16 protein-coding genes and 2 pseudogenes are annotated in these 16,811 nt (G+C 64.5%); 10 read left to right on the top strand and 8 right to left on the bottom strand.

Annotated features, from left to right (window positions below; genetic code table 11):
• On the top strand, positions 1-802 hold an 802-nt coding region (locus MOV75_RS08160), incomplete at its 5' end, for a substrate-binding domain-containing protein (RefSeq protein WP_247005316.1).
• 5 nt (positions 803-807) lie between these two features.
• Here the strand turns inward: MOV75_RS08160 and MOV75_RS08155 are convergent.
• Complete coding sequence (locus MOV75_RS08155) at positions 808-1,131, bottom strand: DUF1476 domain-containing protein (protein WP_246918723.1); 324 nt, start codon at positions 1,129-1,131, stop codon at positions 808-810.
• A 319-nt stretch (positions 1,132-1,450) separates the two neighbouring features.
• Here MOV75_RS08155 and purC point away from each other — a divergent pair, with 319 nt between their 5' ends.
• Positions 1,451-2,218: a phosphoribosylaminoimidazolesuccinocarboxamide synthase gene (purC, locus tag MOV75_RS08150; RefSeq protein ID WP_173015815.1), complete on the top strand. Its 768-nt coding sequence runs from the start codon at positions 1,451-1,453 to the stop codon at positions 2,216-2,218.
• Between the two features lie 11 nt (positions 2,219-2,229).
• Positions 2,230-2,472, top strand: coding sequence for a phosphoribosylformylglycinamidine synthase subunit PurS (gene purS / locus MOV75_RS08145; protein ID WP_246918721.1), 243 nt, complete (start codon positions 2,230-2,232; stop codon positions 2,470-2,472).
• A 147-nt stretch (positions 2,473-2,619) separates the two neighbouring features.
• Here purS and MOV75_RS08140 read toward each other — a convergent pair whose 3' ends face one another.
• Positions 2,620-3,636, bottom strand: coding sequence for a magnesium and cobalt transport protein CorA (locus MOV75_RS08140; protein ID WP_246918718.1), 1,017 nt, complete (start codon positions 3,634-3,636; stop codon positions 2,620-2,622).
• Positions 3,637-3,815: 179 nt separating this feature from the next.
• Between MOV75_RS08140 and purQ the strand changes: the two genes are divergently transcribed.
• Positions 3,816-4,517 (top strand): phosphoribosylformylglycinamidine synthase subunit PurQ, encoded by a 702-nt coding sequence (gene purQ / locus MOV75_RS08135; RefSeq protein WP_246918716.1) that lies wholly within the window; start codon positions 3,816-3,818, stop codon positions 4,515-4,517.
• Positions 4,514-5,503: a tripartite tricarboxylate transporter substrate binding protein BugD gene (locus MOV75_RS08130; protein WP_247005315.1), complete on the top strand. Its 990-nt coding sequence runs from the start codon at positions 4,514-4,516 to the stop codon at positions 5,501-5,503. Before purQ ends, MOV75_RS08130 begins: the two co-directional genes overlap by 4 nt.
• A 23-nt stretch (positions 5,504-5,526) precedes the next feature.
• On the opposite strand, the gene MOV75_RS08125 is transcribed toward MOV75_RS08130, so the two are convergent.
• Positions 5,527-5,925: a RidA family protein gene (locus MOV75_RS08125; protein WP_246918712.1), complete on the bottom strand. Its 399-nt coding sequence runs from the start codon at positions 5,923-5,925 to the stop codon at positions 5,527-5,529.
• Between the two features lie 152 nt (positions 5,926-6,077).
• Between MOV75_RS08125 and MOV75_RS08120 the strand changes: the two genes are divergently transcribed.
• Together MOV75_RS08120 and MOV75_RS08115 are read left to right on the top strand one after the other, a co-directional pair.
• Positions 6,078-6,674: a TetR/AcrR family transcriptional regulator gene (locus MOV75_RS08120; protein WP_246918709.1), complete on the top strand. Its 597-nt coding sequence runs from the start codon at positions 6,078-6,080 to the stop codon at positions 6,672-6,674.
• A gap of 198 nt (positions 6,675-6,872) precedes the next feature.
• Positions 6,873-7,610 (top strand): tetratricopeptide repeat protein, encoded by a 738-nt coding sequence (locus tag MOV75_RS08115; protein WP_246918707.1) that lies wholly within the window; start codon positions 6,873-6,875, stop codon positions 7,608-7,610.
• Between the two features lie 35 nt (positions 7,611-7,645).
• Here MOV75_RS08115 and MOV75_RS08110 read toward each other — a convergent pair whose 3' ends face one another.
• Both MOV75_RS08110 and MOV75_RS08105 read right to left on the bottom strand, forming a co-directional pair.
• Complete coding sequence (locus MOV75_RS08110; protein ID WP_246918727.1) at positions 7,646-9,508, bottom strand: TRAP transporter large permease subunit; 1,863 nt, start codon at positions 9,506-9,508, stop codon at positions 7,646-7,648.
• Positions 9,509-9,522: 14 nt separating this feature from the next.
• On the bottom strand, positions 9,523-10,545 hold the full coding sequence (locus tag MOV75_RS08105; protein WP_246918705.1) for a TRAP transporter substrate-binding protein: 1,023 nt from the start codon (positions 10,543-10,545) through the stop codon (positions 9,523-9,525).
• 285 nt (positions 10,546-10,830) lie between these two features.
• Here MOV75_RS08105 and MOV75_RS08100 point away from each other — a divergent pair, with 285 nt between their 5' ends.
• Positions 10,831-11,736: a LysR substrate-binding domain-containing protein gene (locus MOV75_RS08100; protein WP_246918703.1), complete on the top strand. Its 906-nt coding sequence runs from the start codon at positions 10,831-10,833 to the stop codon at positions 11,734-11,736.
• A 139-nt stretch (positions 11,737-11,875) separates the two neighbouring features.
• Positions 11,876-13,228, top strand: coding sequence for an NAD(P)H-dependent oxidoreductase (locus MOV75_RS08095; RefSeq protein WP_246918701.1), 1,353 nt, complete (start codon positions 11,876-11,878; stop codon positions 13,226-13,228).
• Here the strand turns inward: MOV75_RS08095 and MOV75_RS08090 are convergent.
• Positions 13,225-14,184 (bottom strand): DMT family transporter, encoded by a 960-nt coding sequence (locus MOV75_RS08090; protein WP_246918698.1) that lies wholly within the window; start codon positions 14,182-14,184, stop codon positions 13,225-13,227. The two genes, MOV75_RS08095 and MOV75_RS08090, sit on opposite strands and share 4 nt — an antisense overlap.
• Positions 14,185-14,260: 76 nt before the next feature.
• Positions 14,261-14,740 (bottom strand): PaaI family thioesterase, encoded by a 480-nt coding sequence (locus MOV75_RS08085; protein ID WP_246918696.1) that lies wholly within the window; start codon positions 14,738-14,740, stop codon positions 14,261-14,263.
• Between the two features lie 186 nt (positions 14,741-14,926).
• Here MOV75_RS08085 and purL point away from each other — a divergent pair.
• A pseudogene (gene purL / locus MOV75_RS08080) lies at positions 14,927-16,708 on the top strand (phosphoribosylformylglycinamidine synthase subunit PurL); the annotation flags it as partial.
• On the opposite strand, the pseudogene MOV75_RS42630 reads toward purL, so the two are convergent.
• Positions 16,662-16,784 (bottom strand): annotated as a pseudogene (locus tag MOV75_RS42630) (L-lactate dehydrogenase); the annotation flags it as partial. The pseudogenes purL and MOV75_RS42630 overlap by 47 nt on opposite strands.
• Positions 16,785-16,811: the final 27 nt, after the last annotated feature.

The following is a 16,811-nucleotide window of genomic DNA, read 5'->3' as shown; positions in this document are numbered from 1 at the left end:
CGATGCCGGGCGCGTGCTGATCCCCTATGCCGAGCGCGCGGTTGCCGCGGCGCAGGACGCCGACCAGGCGATACGTGCGTTGACCAAGCAGAATGCGGGGCCGGTTTCGCTGGCGGTAACCGGCACGCTCGCCGATAGCCGCCTGGCGACCATCATGAAGCGGTTTGCCAGGGAAAATCCCGCCGTCGCGCTGACCTTGCGGACGGCGACCAGCGCGGAGGTTAGTGATCTCATCCGGCGCGGCGAGGCCACGATCGGCCTGCGCTACAACCTTGACCGCGCCGGCGATCTCGCCTGCGAGCTGGTGCTGACCGAGGCATTGCAGGTCGTTTGTGCGCCGGACCATCCGCTGGCCGGCAAGCGCGTGAAGCGGCTTGCCGAGCTTCGCGGTGAACGCTGGATCGCATTTCCGGAAACGCGCGGACGCCGCGAGATCGCCGCGGCCCATGTGTTCGCGCTGTTTCTCACGCAAGGGCTCGGCGAGGTCGAATGGACGGCAGTCGACAGCCTCACCGCGCAGAAGCGCCTCGTGGAGGCCGGCTTCGGTCTTGCGCTGCTGGCGCGGAGTCATGTGGCTGAGGAGCTGCGCGCAGCCTCGATCGCGACGATCGCCGTCGGCGATCTTGCCGCGGATCAGGACGTCGTCCTCGTGACGCGTCGCGGCGGCTTTCTGAGCGCTGCCGCCGAGCGCCTGCTCGACACCATCCGCCGCAACTTTGCCGGGCGGGATGGTTCGGCTCCACAGGACGTCAGAAAGAGAACGCCGGCGCGCAAGGTTGTTGCGCGCCGGCGCCTCGCCTGATTGGATTATTTCCCTGCCTTCACCTCGGCGGCTGCCACCCCGAGCAGCTCGCTCATCTTGGCGCGAATCGCCTGTTCGGTGACGGCGACGTTCTTGGCGGCAAAATCGGCGGTGAGCTTACGCACGACGTCGGCATCGCCGGCCTCCTCGAAATCGGCCGCGACCACCTCCTTGGCATAGGCGGTGGCGGCATCGCCCGACATGCCGAGCTTTTCGGCCGCCCACAGCCCGAGCAGCCGGTTGCGGCGGGCCTCCGCCTTGAATTTCTGCTCCTCGTCGAGGGCGTACTTCTTCTCGAAACCTTCCTGGCGCTTGTCGAACTCGCTCATGCCTTGTTCCAAATCCCTCTGAATGGAGCGGGGGCCTTCCGTTGCGACCGCCCGGCTGCGTGCCTACATAGATAGCACATGTCGGCAAAACAACGGGCCGTTAAGCCGCAGGCGAGACGGTATAAGTTGGCGCCGGACGGCCGGATCGATTGTGCTCGGTCAGCCAATCGGATAGGTTGCCTAAGGTTTGGTTCCCGCTCTGTTTCCGAGGGTTCGAGACGGGTTCCTGGCCGTTCACGGCAGCTCCGCTGTGGGTCGTAAATCCTAGTAACCGGAGCACACCAAATTCATGGATTTCAACAAAACACGGTACATCCCAATGAGCCGTCGGCGTCGCATTTATGAAGGCAAGGCAAAGGTTCTCTATGAAGGCCCGGAGCCCGGTACCTTGATCCAGCACTTCAAGGATGACGCCACCGCGTTCAATGCCAAAAAGCATCAGGTGATCGAGGGCAAGGGCGTCCTCAACAACCGGATCTCGGAGTACCTGTTTCAGCACCTCAACGACATCGGGGTGCCGACCCACTTCATTCGCCGCCTCAACATGCGCGAGCAGTTGATTCGCGAGGTCGAGATCGTGCCGCTGGAAGTGGTGGTGCGGAACGTTGCCGCCGGCTCGCTGTCGCAGCGCCTCGGCATCGAGGAGGGCACGCAGCTGCCCCGTTCGATCATCGAATTCTACTACAAGAACGACCAGCTCAACGACCCCATGGTGTCGGAAGAGCACATCACCGCCTTCGGCTGGGCGACGCCGCAGGAGATCGACGACATCATGGCGCTCGCCATCCGTGTCAACGACTTCCTCACCGGGCTCTTCCTCGGCATCGGCATCCGCCTCGTCGACTTCAAGATGGAGTGCGGGCGCCTGTTCGAGAACGAGATGATGCGCATCATCGTCGCCGACGAGATCTCGCCGGATAGCTGCCGTCTTTGGGACATCAAGTCGAACGAGAAGCTCGATAAGGACCGCTTCCGCAGGGATCTTGGCGGCCTGCTCGAGGCCTATACCGAAGTTGCAAAACGCCTCGGCATCCTCATGGAGAACGAGCGTCCGCAGGGCTCCGGCCCGGTGCTGGTGAAGAGCTGAGGGGATTTGACGTGAAGGCACGTGTTACCGTTACCTTGAAGACGGGCATCCTCGATCCGCAAGGCAAGGCCATCGAAGGCGCGCTGAAGTCGCTCGGCGTCGATGGGGTTGCCAGCGTCCGCCAGGGCAAGGTGTTCGACATCGAGCTCGCCGGCGCCGACAAGACCAAGGCGGAAGCCGCGCTGAAGGACGCCGCCGACAAACTGCTGGCGAACACCGTGATCGAGAATTATCGGGTCGAGCTGCTGAGCTAGGCCCGCCTGCCCTCGTAGCCCGGACGGAGCGACGCGAAATCCCGGGGGCCCGTCCGCGGCGGCGCTGTCCCGGATTGCGCGGAGCCTGTCATCGGGCGGCGCTTCGCGCCGGCCCGTTGGCTCCATCCGGGCTAAGAGGCAACTCTCTCACAGCCACCCGGCGCGGCGAAAACGCCAGTACAGCGCGGTGCACGCCGTCAGCATCACGCCGAGCAGCATGTAATAGCCGTAGTCCCATTCCAGCTCCGGCATGTGCTTGAAGTTCATGCCGTAGATGCCGGCGAGCGCGGTCGGGATCGCGATGATCGCAAGCCATGAGGCGAGCTTCTTCGACACCGCCGTCTCCTGCGCCTGGCCGACCAGCAGGCTCGCCTCGAAGGCGAAGGCCAGCACCTCGCGCATGGAATCGATGCGCTCCTGGATGTTGCGGACGTGGTCGGTGACGTCGCGGAACAGCGGCTGCATGGCTTGCCGCACCATCGACAGCTCGTCATGCTCGAGACGGCGGCAGACCTCCACCAGCGGCCCGATCGCGTTGCGCAGCCGCAACAGATCGCGGCGCAGCATGTAAAGCCGTTCGATCTGCGCCTTGGTGATCGCGTGCGCGAGCACGTCATCCTCGATCGCCTCGATCTCAACGTGAATGCTCTCGAGCACGGGCGAGTAGTTGTCGACGATGAAATCGAGGATGGCGTAGAGGATGTAATCCTCGCCGCGTGCGAGCGCCCGCGGGCAGCTTTCGCAGCGTTCACGGACCGGCTTGTAAGACGTCGAAGCGCCGTGGCGCACCGACACCAGATAGCCTTCGCCGACGAAGATGTGGGTCTCGCCAAAGGCGATGCGGCCCTCGATCAATTGCGCGGTGCGGGCCACGATGAAGAGAGCCTCGCCATATTGCTCGATCTTCGGCCGCTGATGGGCGTGGTTGGCGTCCTCGATCGCGAGCTCGTGCAGGTCGAATTGCTTCTGCACCGCGCCGAGCAGCGCCATGTCCGGCTCGTGCAGGCCGATCCAGACCACGTGGCCAGGTTTGGACCGCCAGCTCGAGGCCTCGCTGATGGCGATATTGGCGATGCGCCGGCCATCGACATAGGCGCCGGCAGCGACGACGCCCTCGGTTGATACCGGCTCGGCGGGGGATGTAGGCAGCGACGGGACGTTCATGGCTTCAATCCCGGGCAAATCGACCGACCGAACGGTGCGGCCACAGCCTATGCGTATGGGCCTGTGTACAAGGCCCTGTGCCGAGGCTAGCACTGGTAAAATCCCCGTCAAATGGTTATGTCTCTTCACGAAATGGCCCGTTGGCCAGCCCGATTCCTGCCACCGTCGGAACCTCTGTCATGAAAGCCGCCATACTCGTCTTTCCCGGAATCAACCGCGAGCGCGACATGGCGCGTGCCTTGAGGCTGATCTCCGGCAGCGAGCCGGCGATGGTCTGGCATGCCGAGACGTCGCTGCCTGCGGGCACGGATCTCGTGGTGGTGCCGGGCGGCTTCTCCTACGGCGACTATTTGCGCTGCGGTGCCATCGCTGCCCGCGCGCCGGTGATGGACGCGGTGCGCGACTATGCGGCCAAGGGCGGCCTCGTGCTCGGCGTCTGCAACGGTTTTCAGATCCTCTGCGAATCCGGCCTCCTGCCGGGCGTCTTGATGCGCAACGCGCGGCTGAAATTCATCTGCCACGACGTGCATCTGCGCGTCGAGCGTTCCGATACGCCGTTCACCCGCGGCTACAATGCCGGGCAGGTGATCCGCGTGCCGGTCGCCCATGGCGAGGGCAATTACGAGGCGGATGAAGAGACGATCAAGCGGCTCGAAGGCGAGGGGCGGGTGCTGTATCGCTACTGTTCCGCCGACGGCGTGGTGGACGAAGCCCACAACATCAACGGCGCGGCGCATTCGATCGCCGGCATCGTCAACGACAGGGGCAACGTGCTCGGCATGATGCCGCATCCGGAAAACCACGTCGAAGACATCATGGGCTGCACCGACGGCCGCGGCCTGTTCGCCGGTCTCGTCCAGCATCTGGAAAAGGCCGCGTGATCTCGTTCGTGCTGAAGCGGTCTCTCGCCGCGATCGCGGCGCTGTCGCTCGCGTCATTTTCGCTCGCAACCAGCGCCCACGCGCAGGATTACCCCAAGCGTCCGATCACCATGATCGTGCCGTTCGCGGCCGGCGGCACCTCGGACGTGATCGCGCGCACGGTGGCCGAGCAGATGGGAATCGCGCTCGGCCAGACCATCGTGATCGAGAACGTTGCGGGCGCCGGCGGCTCGACCGCATTGGCGCGCGCCTACCGCGCCGAGCCCGACGGCTACACCATCGCGATCGGCAATGCCGGCACCAATGCCGCGACCTACACGATCTATCCAAAACTGCCGTTCGCGCCGGAGTCTTTCGTCCCGGTCGCCATGGTGGCGAAGACATTCGGCATCGTCGCGCTGCGCAAGGATTTTCCGGCGAAGGACCTGAAAGAGTTCATCGCCTACGCCAAGGCCAATCCCGGCAAGATCAATCTCGGCCATGCCGGCGTCGGCTCGTCGAATTATCTGATCTGCAAGAGCTTCGTGACTGCCGCCGGCATCGACGCGACGCTGGTCGGCTATCGCGGCGCGGCGCCCGCGCTGACCGATGCGGTCGGCAGCCAGATCGACGGCGTCTGCGATGCGGCCGCCTCGGTCTCGCAGTCGATCAACGAGAAATTGGTGAAGGGACTGGTGGTCGGCTCGACCGTGCGCCTCGCCACGCTGCCCGACCTGCCGACGTCGGCGGAAGCGGGCCTGCCTGAATTCGAGGCACAGGGCTGGAACGGCTTGTTCGCGCCGAAGGGCACGCCGCCGGCGGTGATCGCCAAGCTCAACGCCGCCGCGCGCACCGCCGTCGAGACCGACGCGGTGAAGAAGCGCTTTGCCGATCTTTCGACCGTCGCTCCCGACGCCAACGAGCATGCGCCGGAGCTGCTGCAGCAGCTCGTGACGCGCGACGTCGAGAAGTACCGGAAGATGCTGGCCGACGACGCCAAGCCGTAGGCACAGCCCCCGCTCGAGAAGGCTTATTGAAGCGCGGGGATCCGGGCGATGGCCTTGATCTCGAAGTCGAACCCGGCCAGCCAATTCACACCAACGGCCGTCCAGTTTGGATAGGGGGCTTCACCGATCTCGGTTGTGCGGACGGCCATCACCGTCTCGATTTGATGAGCCGGATCGGTGTGGAAGGTGGTGACGTCCACCACATCGTCCAAGCTGCATCCGGCCGCCGCGAGCACGGCACGCAAATTGGCAAACGCGCGCCGCACCTGGTCCTCGAACACCGGCTCGGGCGAGCCGTCCTCGCGGCTGCCAACCTGTCCCGAGACGAAGAGCAGGTCGCCGGACCGGATGGCGGCGGAATAGCGATGCTCTTGATAGAGCGCGTGGCGATTGGCGGGGAAGATGGCCTGGCGGTGGGGCATGTCTCGAGCCTTTCAATGAGCAATGGCGGCCGGGGCGCTCAGGCGCCCCTGATGGCGCCGGGGGTGGTGCAACCACCACTTTCCATATACGTTTCGTATGTGAGATGTAATTCACATACGAGGCGTATGTCAACGGAAAATCGGAGTGACGCATGGCAATGGGGAAACGCGCGGCGGCCATGGCAGAAAACCGGGCGAAGCTCATCCGCGCCGCGCGCGAGGCATTTGCCACACAAGGTTATGCAGACGCGTCCATGGACGAATTGACCGCCGCGGTCGGGCTGACACGGGGCGCGCTGTATCACAACTTCGAAGACAAGAAGGGGCTGCTCTGGGCCGTGGTCGAGCAGATCGACGGCGAAATGGCGGAACGGCTGCGCGTGGTCCGCGAGCGAGCGCCCAGCCTGTGGGAAGGCCTGCTCGCAGAGGGGGGCGCCTATATCGAAATGGCGCTCGATCCCGAGATTCAGCGCATCATGCTGCTTGATGGACCTGCCGTGCTCGGTGATCCCTCCAAATGGCCCGGTGAGAATGCCTGCCTCGACATCACGATGCGAACGATCGGGTCGCTGATCGAACAAGGCGTGGTGAAGCCGGTCGATGTCGAAGCGGCGGGGCGATTGCTCAACGGCGCTGCGCTCAGTGCCGCGCTCTGGGTGGCCGCAGCCGACGATCCGAAATGCGTGCTGCACAAGGCGGTTGAGGCCTTTCGCGAATTGGCGAGCGGATTGCTGCTCAGGACGGGTTGACCGCGCGTGATGCAGTTGCGCGCCGTAGTTGCTTCCCGCCCATGAACCTCCATCGCGTTTCGACTGACTCTGCGTCGCCATCAAAGGCGCGTCCGCCCGAGGTCGCTGATTCTCGGTGAGCGGAGCAACTCAAAGTTGTTTCGTCGCGATAGTTGTTGTATCCGGAAGCTCGCGCCTCATTGTGCTTTCGGATGTCACATGCCCGTTGCTCTCGTCGTTCTGTTGCTCGACATCACGCTGATCTATCACGCATCGCGAACCGGGCGGTTGCAGCCCTGGGCCTTCATCATCCTCATGGTGCCGCTGATCGGTGCACTCGCCTATATCGCGGTCGAGCTCGTCCCGGAGTGGTTTTCGAGCCCCGGCGCGCGTCAGGCGCGACAGCGCGTTGCCAACCGGCTCGATCCCGAAAAGCGCTATCGTGAGCTGTCCGATCTGCTGGCTGGCGCCGACACCATCGCCAACCGCGCGGCGCTGGCCGAAGAGTGCGCAAATATCGGCCGGTTCAGCGAAGCGGAGGCGCATTACGATCACATTCTGAAACTGCCGTTAGGTCACGATCCCGCCTATGCGTTTCGCAAGGCGCAGGCCGAGTTTTCCGCCAAGCGCCCCGCTGACGCGCTCGCAACGCTCGACGATCTCCAGAAGCAATGGCCGGACTTCGATTCCGCCGATGCGCATCTGCTCTACGCTCGCGCGCTTGCGGAGGTCGGCCGGCTCGACGAGGCGCTCGAGGAGTATCACGCGCTCGCCGGCTACTTCCCCGGCGCCGAAGCGCGGGTGCGCTACGGCATGCTGCTGCAAACGGTCGGCCGCGGCGCCGAAGCACGGATGGTCTTCAACGAGCTCCTGATCCAGATGCGGCGCGCGCCGAAATATTTGCGCAAGGCACAGGCGGAGTGGTTGTCGATCGCAGAGAAGCAGCTTTCGGCCTGAAAGCGTCGAGGTCGAATGCCGTCAGGCTGGGAAGCTCACAGAAACACCAGCGATATCCAGGGCACGAACGTGATCAGCAGCAGGCCCAGGAACAGCCACGCGAGATAGATCCAGATCCTGCGCATGCCGGCGTCCGGCGGCACATTGCCGATGATGCAGGCGGCATAGTAGCAAAGGCCGAACGGCGGCGCGAACAGGCCGAGGCCCATGGCTAGGATGACCACCATCGCATAGTGCACCTCGTGGATGCCGAACTGCGCCGCCACCGGGAAGAGCAGCGGGCCGAACAACACGATGGCCGGAATACCTTCGAGCACGCTGCCGAGCACGATGAAGGCGACCACCGAGATCAGCAGGAAGCCGTAGGCCCCCCCGGGCACGCCCGCCATGCGCGCGGCAAGGTCGTGCGAGAAGCCGGATTGCGCGAGCGCCCAGGCCATCGAGCTCGCGGCGCCCACGATGAACAGGATCGAGCCGGAGAGCGAGGCGGTCTGGACCAGCATCGGCAGCACGTTCTTCCATGCCAGGCTGCCACGATAGATGATCAGGCCGAGCACGAGGCAGTAGGCGATACCGATGGTCGAGACTTCGGTTGCGGTGGCAACCCCCTCGACCACCGCGCTGCGGATCAGGAACGGCAGGGCGAGCGCCGGCAGCGCCACCCAGAGCGTTTTCGCCACCACGGAGAGGGGGGCGCGCGCGACTTTGACCCCGGCATGCTCCTCTGTACCTGCCCGATAACGCGCGACGAAGGCGAGCACGATCGCCAGCACGATCCCCGGCAGGATGCCGGCGGTGAACAGGGCCGCGATCGACACGCCGGTGACGGAGGCGATCGCGATCAGAACGATCGACGGCGGGATGGTCTCGCTCATCGCGCCCGACGCCGCGAGCAGCGATACCAGCTCGCCATCCTTCATGCCGCGCTTGCGCATTTCGGGAAACAGCACTGGTGCGATCGCGGCCATGTCGGCGGTTTTGGAGCCGGAGATGCCCGACACCAGCAGCATGGCGCCGAGCATCACGTATGACAGCCCGCCGCGGACATGGCCGAGCACGGAGGCGAGGAACGCGACCATGACCCGCGCCATGCCGGTCTGCTCGACCAATTGCCCGAGCAGCACGAACAGTGGCACAGCGAGCAGGATCAGCGAGCTCATGCCCTCGTCGATCCGTCCGACCACGACCAGCAACGGCGTCCGTGTCGTCGTCAGCAGGAAAGCGACGGTCGCAAGACAAAAGGAAAACGCGATCGGCACGCCCGCCATGACAGCGCAGCCGAGCAGGCCGACGAAGAAGATCAGCAGGTTCCAGTTGCCAAGCGACTTCAGCGAAGGGCCGGCGAAATAGAGGGCTCCGGCGATCGCCGCAAACAATAGTCCGACGGCCAACAGATCCTTGGCCGAACGCTTCACCAGCGTGAGGCAGATGCTGGCCAGCGCGACGATGCAACCAGCTGGAATCGCGGCGGCGCGGACCACGCCGGACCAGCCGAGCGCGGGCGTCTCTACGAACGCCTGGTCTTCCACATAGTCCAGCGCCGGATGCAGGATGATCGCCAGGAACAGCGCGACGGAGCCGGCTGCGAGCGTCGAGGTCCACGCCTCCGCGCGGGGCGACAAATGGGAGGTGAAGAAGGTCAGGCGCATATGCGACGAGCGCTGCACTGCGATGGCGCTGCCGAGCATGGCGAGCCACAGGAACAGGATCGAGGCGAGCTCGTCCGACCAGATGATGGGCCGATGAAAGACGCCGCGCGCGACGATGCCGGCGAACAGGATGACGACCTCCGCGACGACAGCGGCCGCCGCCGGGATCTCCACCAGCCAGCGCAGCATCTGCTCCGGCCAGTTTACCCGGATCGGCCGCGCGTCATCGAGCGTGACCGCCTCGGGCATGCCGACGACCGCGCTCACGCGAGCGCCCCGACGGCAGCCTCGAGCGTCTTCCAATTGTCCTCGCCGAACTTGCCACGCCACTCCTTGTAGAATCCGGCGCTCGACAGTCCTTTGCGGAAGGCCTCCTTGTCGGACGCCTCGAAGGTAATTCCCTTTGCGACCAGCTGATCCTTCAGTGTCATATTGAGCTTCGCGGTATCGGCGCGCTGCTCCATCGCGGCCTGGTCGAACTCCTTGCGGACCAGCGCCTGCAGATCATCGGGCAGTGCTTTCACCGAGCGGCGATTGCCCAGGATGAAGAACGGATCCCAGATGTGATTGGTCTCGGAAATGTACTTCTGCACCTCATAAATCTTGCCGGCTTCGATCGTCACAAGCCCGTTCTCCTGCCCGTCGACCAGGTGCGTCTGCAGCGCCGTGTACAATTCGTTGAAATTGATCGACGTCGGGTTGGCGCCCAGCGACTTGAAAAGCGAAGTGAAGATCGGTGAGACAGGCACGCGGATCCGATAGCCGGCGAGATCGCCCGGCGTCTTGATTGGCTTTGTAAACGACGAGATCTGCCGAAACGTATTGTCCGCCGGCTTGGCGATCACAAGCGCGCCGGTCTTCTCGATCTGGGCTGCGATCAGCCTGCCGAGATCGCCGTCCATCGCATTCCAGACCTGGCTGTAGTCGGAGAAGGCAAAGCCGACATTGGCGATGCCGGCGACCGGCGCCACCGTCGACAGCACGGAGCCGGCGATGTTGAGAAAGTCGACGCCCCCGCTGCGGATCTGGGTCAAGAGATCCGTATCGGAGCCAAGCTGGGAGGCCGGAAAGAACTTGATCTCCAGCCGCCCGCCGCTAGCTTCCTTGATCCGCTTCACGGCCTGGTCGAGCCGGGTGTTGATCGGTTGCGTCAGCGACTGGCCGGTGGCGAGCTTGTACTCGAACTCGGCCGCTTGCGCCGGCCTGGTGCGAATTGCGACCAGAGGTATGGCCGCGGCAGCAGTCAAGAAGTTGCGGCGCGAGATGGTGTGGCGTTGGCCCGACATCGTTCGTCCTCCCCTGGTGCTCGTTTGCCGCGCCTTGTCGACGCGCATGTTTATTCATTGCCGCGCGCAAGCCCTGCGGCGGGTATCGTTGAAGTCGCTTGTCTGGTGAAAGGGCTCTAGCCTTGCGTTCCTTCCCCCGGGTGGACCGGCGCGCTGCGTCGGCCCGTTTCCTCGATCGGCGCCTGTCTGTCGCGGGCTGCCTTGAACCTGAAGCCTAGATCGCTGGTCATGCACGACAATTGAATTATATTCGTCGTCACTTTAGCTGGTCTAAAAGGTTCTCCGATGCAGATACCGTTCCGCGCCATTATTGTCTTCCACGCGGTGGCGCGTGCGGGCAGCATATCCCGTGCGGCGGATGAACTGCGGGTGACGCCATCGGCCGTCAGCCAGCAGATCCAGGCGCTGGAGCTGCACCTTGGCACCGCGCTGACCTCGCGGGTCGGACGCAACATCACGCTGACCGAGGCCGGCGAGCGCTATTTCGAGATGATCAGCCGAGAGATCGAGCACGTCACGGACGTGACGCAGCACGTCCGCGGCATCCGCTCGGCCACCACATTGACGGTGCGCGCAGCACCGAGCGTGTCGAGCAAATGGCTGTTGCCGCGGCTGGCGAGCTTCGTCGATGCCAATCCCGACATCGAATTGCGGCTTGACGGCACCAATGAGCCGACCGACTTCCGCAAGGAGAATGTCGACCTGGAGATCCGGCATGGCGAAGGCGGCTGGGCCGGCCTGTTCGTCGAAAGCCTGGGTAAGGAGCGGTTCTTTCCGCTATGTGCGCCTTCATCCTTTGCGGCGGGCAGCCTATCCGCCCAGGATCTGCTCAAGCATCGGCTGATCCATTCGGTGAAGTCGCAGATGCAATGGCCGCGCTGGTTCGCGGAAGCCGGCATCGAGGCTGCGGAACGCTGGAAGCGCGTGCTGTTCGATCGCAGCCACATGGCCATCGATGCCGCCGTCGACGGCCTCGGCATTGGCCTCGACAGCGAGCTGCTGGCCTGGCGCGAATTGCGCGATGGCCGCCTGGTTTGCCCGGTGAAGGATCCGCCCGAGGTCACGCTGACCACGCAGTGGATCGTCTGTCCGCACGGCCATCTGCGCCACCGCAAGACCCGCACTTTCCTCGACTGGCTGCGCACGGAACGCGACAGCTGGAGTGCGCAGCAACACACGCGGATTGTTTAGCGTGTCTACATCGTCGTGGCAGATAATCTGAATTGCCCCCGGATTCGCGGCTGCCTAACGTTTCGGTGCAAGGCGAGCACGGCCGGACCTCACGGCTGCAACGAACGCCGTCACCCGAGGAACGCTGAAGGAAATCCAGATGAATCTCCATCGCATGCTGCTGGAGCGCAAGGCTGCCGGCAAGCCTGTCACCATTGGCTTGATCGGTGCCGGAAAATTCGGCCTGATGTTCCTGTCGCAGGTGCGCCAGACCGACGGCATGCATCTCGTCGGAGTCGCAGACCTGAACACCACCCGCGCCCGCGCGCAGCTCAAGCTCGGTTGCTGGCCGGAAGAGCAATACGCGGCAGCCTCGATCGATGACGCGCTCAAGCATGGCAGCACGGTTGTCACCGACAACGCCGACGCGCTGATCACCCATCCGGCGATCGAGGTGATCATCGAGGCGACCGGCGACCCCGGCGCCGGCATCCGCTTTGCGATGAAGGCGATCGAGAACGGCAAGCACATCGTGATGGTCAATGTCGAAGCGGACGCGGTCGCAGGGCCCATTCTGGCGCGCAAGGCGAAGCAAGCCGGCGTCGTCTATTCACTCGCCTGGGGCGACCAGCCGGCGCTGATCGCCGATCACGTCGACTGGGCGCGCGCGGCCGGCTTCAAGGTCGTCGCCGCCGGCAAGGGCACGCGCTACCACCCGACCTATCACCAGTCGACGCCGGATACCGTCTGGGACATCCTCGACAAATACATGAAGATCAAGGATCGCAACTCGATCAATCCAAAGATGTTCAACTCGTTCGTCGACGGCACCAAGTCGGGCATCGAGATGACCGCGGTCTGCAATGCGACCGGGCTGCATGCGCAGAGCGAGGGCCTCTCATTCCCGCCGGCCACGCGCTTCGAGCATGCCGAGATCTGCAAGCCGAAATCCGACGGCGGCATGCTGGAGAGATCCGGCGTTACCGAGGTGACCTCGTCGGTCTATCGCGACGGCTCCGATGTTCCGCAGAGCCTCGTGATGGGCACCTATGTCGTGTTCGAGACCGACAGCGCCTATTCGGAGGAGTGTTTCCGCGAATACAGCATGCTGCAGGACAAGACCGGCAAATATGCCTCGCTGTACCGGCCGATCCACATGATCGGGCTCGAGCTCGGCATCTCCGTGGCGTCGGCGGCGCTGCGCAAGGAGCCGACGGGGGCACCGATCGTGTTCAACTCCGACGTGGTCGCGACTGCCAAACGTAAGCTGAAGGCCGGCGAAATGCTCGACGGCGAGGGCGGCTTCTGTGTCTGGGGCAAGCAGACCCCGGCCGACGCTTCACTGAAGCAGGGGTATTTGCCGCTGGGCCTCGCCCATCATGTCAAGCTCAAGACCGATATCGAGCAAGGCCAGCGCCTGAAATGGGAGGACGTCGAGTACGACCCCGACGGTCTCGCGGTGCGGGTACGTCGCGAGATGGAGGCGGCCTTCCGGCAACCCAACATCGCTTAGCGCAGCTTCAGCCGCTCCGCAGGCACGGTCATGGCCGCAACGCCGGCCATGACCAGCAGCAGGCCCAGCGCGAGGTTTGACGGCACGCTCTCGCCGAGCAGCAGCACCGACAGACCCACGCCGATCGGGATGCGCAAGTACCCTTGCGCGTTGGTGGTCAGCGTGCCGAGCCGGCCGAGGCAGACGTAGAACAGCATCAGGCCCAGTGCGCTGGAGACGATGCCCATGACGATGGTGGCGATGATCGCCGTCGGCGTCGGCTGCAGCGTCCACGGCTGGTCGATGATCAGCGAGGGCGGCAGCAGGATGATGCCGCCGAACAGCAGCGAGCCGGCCGCCACGACCATCGGGTCGTATTCCGACAGGCGAAGACCGAAGATCGTCGCGCAGGCAAAGGAGATCGTGGCGAGCAGGATCGCGATCTCCGCGACGATCTCGCTACCGAAGCCGCGCAGCGCGTCGAGCCCAACGATGGCGACAGTGCCGGCGAGACCCAAGAGCGCGCCGGCGAGCTTGAGCAGCGTCGCCGGCTCGTGCCGTGTGATCAGCGAGGTGATCAGGAAGGCGAAGATCGGCGTGGTCGAGGCCAGCACCACCGTGTTCGAGGCCGGCACATATTGCTGCGACCAGGTGATGATCAGGAACGGAAAGGTCGAGTTGATCAATTGCTGGGTGGCGAACAGCTTCCAGGCCGTGGCATCGGTCGGGACCTTGATGCCGCGCATCCACAGGATCGCGAACAGGAAGGCGGCTGCAATCAGCGAGCGCGCCGATATGAAGGTGATGGGCGGGATGGTGGGAAGCGCGAGCTTGGCCAGCGGATAGGTCGAGCTCCAGCAGCAGGCCAGGGCGAGCAGCAGGGCATAGTCGCGCCAGTTGCGTGCGCCGGTTGTGGCGATGGGAGAAAGTGGTGCGGCGGCCGTCGCGCGCCCCGCCTCCGATGTGCTCTGCGGCACCTTGTTCTTGCTCCCCGGCGCAATAGCGCTTGCCGGGAAGTCTGGGCGAGGACGCGCGAAAAGGGAAGGCGTCGAGCTATGCGTTTGGCTGGGGCTGCGGCTTCCGCTTGATCCGCTTGATCGTGCCGGAAAAGGTGAGCAGCACCCGCTCGCCGGACATCATCTGGCCGCGCAGGAAGATCAGCGAACCGCCGGCCCGGCTCACCTCGCCGGTGCATTCGATCAGCTCGCCCTCCCGTGCCGCGTCGAGGAATTCGCAGGAAAAATTGGTCGTCACGGCCCGGCTGTCCAGGACATGGGTGGCGATCGCGAACAGGGAATAGTCGGCAAAGGCCATGTAGCAGCCGCCATGGACGTTTCCGGAGCCGTTGAGGTGCTTCTTCTCGACCCGGAAGGCGCTCCGGACGCTGCCGTCCGCCTCGATCCGGTGCCAGAAGGGGCCGACATGGGACTCAAAACTGTCGCGAATCCAGGTCCGCCAGCCCTCAAATTCGCCCTCGGTGGCGACGTGAAGGTCAGGGCGGCGGGGCGGGGGCGCTTTGGTCAATTCGTGCAAGGAAATGGGCCTTCAATTGCGGGTCTTCAGCCCTTAAATCCGATCTGTCGGCGCCGTGCAATTCCTGTTCCCACAGGCGGCCTGCCGCAAAATGTGGGACAGCGGGAAAATGCGCCATAAAGGGCTTTTCGCGAGCCCCGGATGTTCCTAAGAACGGCCAAACCGCCGCCGAAAGCCCCTGAAGCCATGAAGAACGAACCCAAGATCACCCCCGAACTGGTTGCCGCCCACGGGCTCAAGCCCGACGAATACGAGCGCATCCTGAAGCTGATCGGGCGGGAGCCGAGCTTTACCGAGCTCGGCATCTTCTCGGCGATGTGGAACGAGCACTGCTCGTACAAATCCTCGCGCATCCATCTGCGCGGCCTGCCGACCAAGGCGCCCTGGGTGATCCAGGGCCCCGGCGAGAATGCCGGCGTGATCGACATCGGCGATGGCCAGGCCGTGGTCTTCAAGATGGAGAGCCACAACCACCCGAGCTATATCGAGCCCTATCAGGGCGCGACCACCGGCGTCGGCGGCATTTTGCGCGACGTCTTCACCATGGGCGCGCGCCCCATCGCCTGCCTCAATGCGCTGAGCTTCGGTGCCCCCGAGCATGCCAAGACCCGGCATCTCGTCTCCGGCGTCGTCGCCGGCGTCGGCGGCTACGGCAATTCCTTCGGCGTGCCGACGGTCGGCGGCCAGGTGCGCTTCCACACCCGCTATGACGGCAACATCCTCGTCAACGCGATGGCCGTGGGCCTCGCCGATGCCGACAAGATCTTCTATGCGGCCGCCTCCGGCGTGAACATGCCGATCGTCTATCTCGGCTCCAAAACGGGGCGCGACGGCATCCACGGCGCCTCGATGGCCTCGGCCGAGTTCGACGACAAGTCCGAGGAGAAGCGCCCGACCGTGCAGGTCGGCGATCCCTTCGCCGAGAAGCTGCTGCTCGAGGCCTGCCTCGAGATCATGGCGAAGGGCTGCGTCATCGCGATCCAGGACATGGGCGCGGCGGGCCTGACGTGCTCGGCGGTGGAGATGGGCGCCAAGGGCGACCTCGGCGTCGATCTCGATCTCGACGCGGTGCCGACCCGCGAGACCGGGATGAGCGCCTACGAGATGATGCTCTCGGAAAGCCAGGAGCGCATGCTCATGGTGCTCAAGCCCGAGAAGGAAAAGGAAGCCGAGGCGATCTTCAAGAAGTGGGGCCTGGATTTCGCCGTCGTCGGCTACACCACGCCGAGCAAGCGTTTCGTGGTCAAGCATGGCGGCGACGTCATGGCCGATCTGCCCATCAAGGAGCTCGGCGACGAGGCGCCGCTCTATGACCGTCCGCACGTCCCCTCGGCCGCGTTGCCGGTCGTGCACGCCCGCGACGTGCCGGCGCCGATGAGCCTCGGTGCCGCGCTGGAGACGCTGATCGGCACGCCCGACATGTGCTCTAAGCGCTGGGTCTGGGAGCAGTACGACCACGTCATTCTCGGCAACACGATGCAGCGCCCCGGCGGCGATGCCGCCGTCGTACGCGTTGAGGACGGGCCGAAGGGACTTGCGCTGACCGTCGATGTCACGCCGCGCTATTGCGAGGCCGATCCGTTCGAGGGCGGCAAGCAGGCGGTGGCGGAGGCCTGGCGCAACATCACCGCGGTCGGCGGCAAGCCGCTCGCGATCACCGACAATCTCAATTTCGGCAACCCTGAGCGGCCCGAGATCATGGGCCAGTTCGTCGGCTGCCTGAAGGGCATCTCGGAAGCCTGCCGCACGCTGGACTTCCCGGTCGTGTCCGGCAACGTCTCGCTCTACAACGAGACCAACGGCCGTGCGATCCTGCCGACGCCCTCGATCGGCGGCGTCGGCCTGCTCGACGACTTCACCAAATCCGCCTCGCTCGCCTTCAAGGCGGAGGGCGAGGCGATCCTCTTGATCGGCGAGACGCACGGCTGGATCGGACAGTCCGTTTACTTGCGCGATATCTGCGGTCGCAATAGTCGAAGAACGCCTTCGGCACGCGGCGCTTATGCAGCGCGCGAAGATCGTCGATACAGGTAATATGCTTCATGCTCGTTTCCCCGGCCCGTCTGACTCG

It is taken from the genome of Bradyrhizobium sp. PRIMUS42, from assembly GCF_023006515.1.
In the GTDB taxonomy this organism is placed as follows: Bacteria; Pseudomonadota; Alphaproteobacteria; order Rhizobiales; family Xanthobacteraceae; genus Bradyrhizobium.
This window is presented reverse-complemented; position numbering and strand designations above follow the sequence as displayed.

Coding starts and splice junctions, on each gene's coding strand:
- MOV75_RS08155 (WP_246918723.1), bottom strand. CDS start 1,131: ATGAGCGAGTTCGACAAGCGCCAGGAAGGTTTCGAGAAGAAGTACGCC.
- purC (WP_173015815.1), top strand. CDS start 1,451: ATGAGCCGTCGGCGTCGCATTTATGAAGGCAAGGCAAAGGTTCTCTAT.
- MOV75_RS08140 (WP_246918718.1), bottom strand. CDS start 3,636: ATGAACGTCCCGTCGCTGCCTACATCCCCCGCCGAGCCGGTATCAACC.
- purQ (WP_246918716.1), top strand. CDS start 3,816: ATGAAAGCCGCCATACTCGTCTTTCCCGGAATCAACCGCGAGCGCGAC.
- MOV75_RS08125 (WP_246918712.1), bottom strand. CDS start 5,925: ATGCCCCACCGCCAGGCCATCTTCCCCGCCAATCGCCACGCGCTCTAT.
- MOV75_RS08120 (WP_246918709.1), top strand. CDS start 6,078: ATGGCAATGGGGAAACGCGCGGCGGCCATGGCAGAAAACCGGGCGAAG.
- MOV75_RS08115 (WP_246918707.1), top strand. CDS start 6,873: ATGCCCGTTGCTCTCGTCGTTCTGTTGCTCGACATCACGCTGATCTAT.
- MOV75_RS08110 (WP_246918727.1), bottom strand. CDS start 9,508: ATGCCCGAGGCGGTCACGCTCGATGACGCGCGGCCGATCCGGGTAAAC.
- MOV75_RS08105 (WP_246918705.1), bottom strand. CDS start 10,545: ATGTCGGGCCAACGCCACACCATCTCGCGCCGCAACTTCTTGACTGCT.
- MOV75_RS08100 (WP_246918703.1), top strand. CDS start 10,831: ATGCAGATACCGTTCCGCGCCATTATTGTCTTCCACGCGGTGGCGCGT.
- MOV75_RS08095 (WP_246918701.1), top strand. CDS start 11,876: ATGAATCTCCATCGCATGCTGCTGGAGCGCAAGGCTGCCGGCAAGCCT.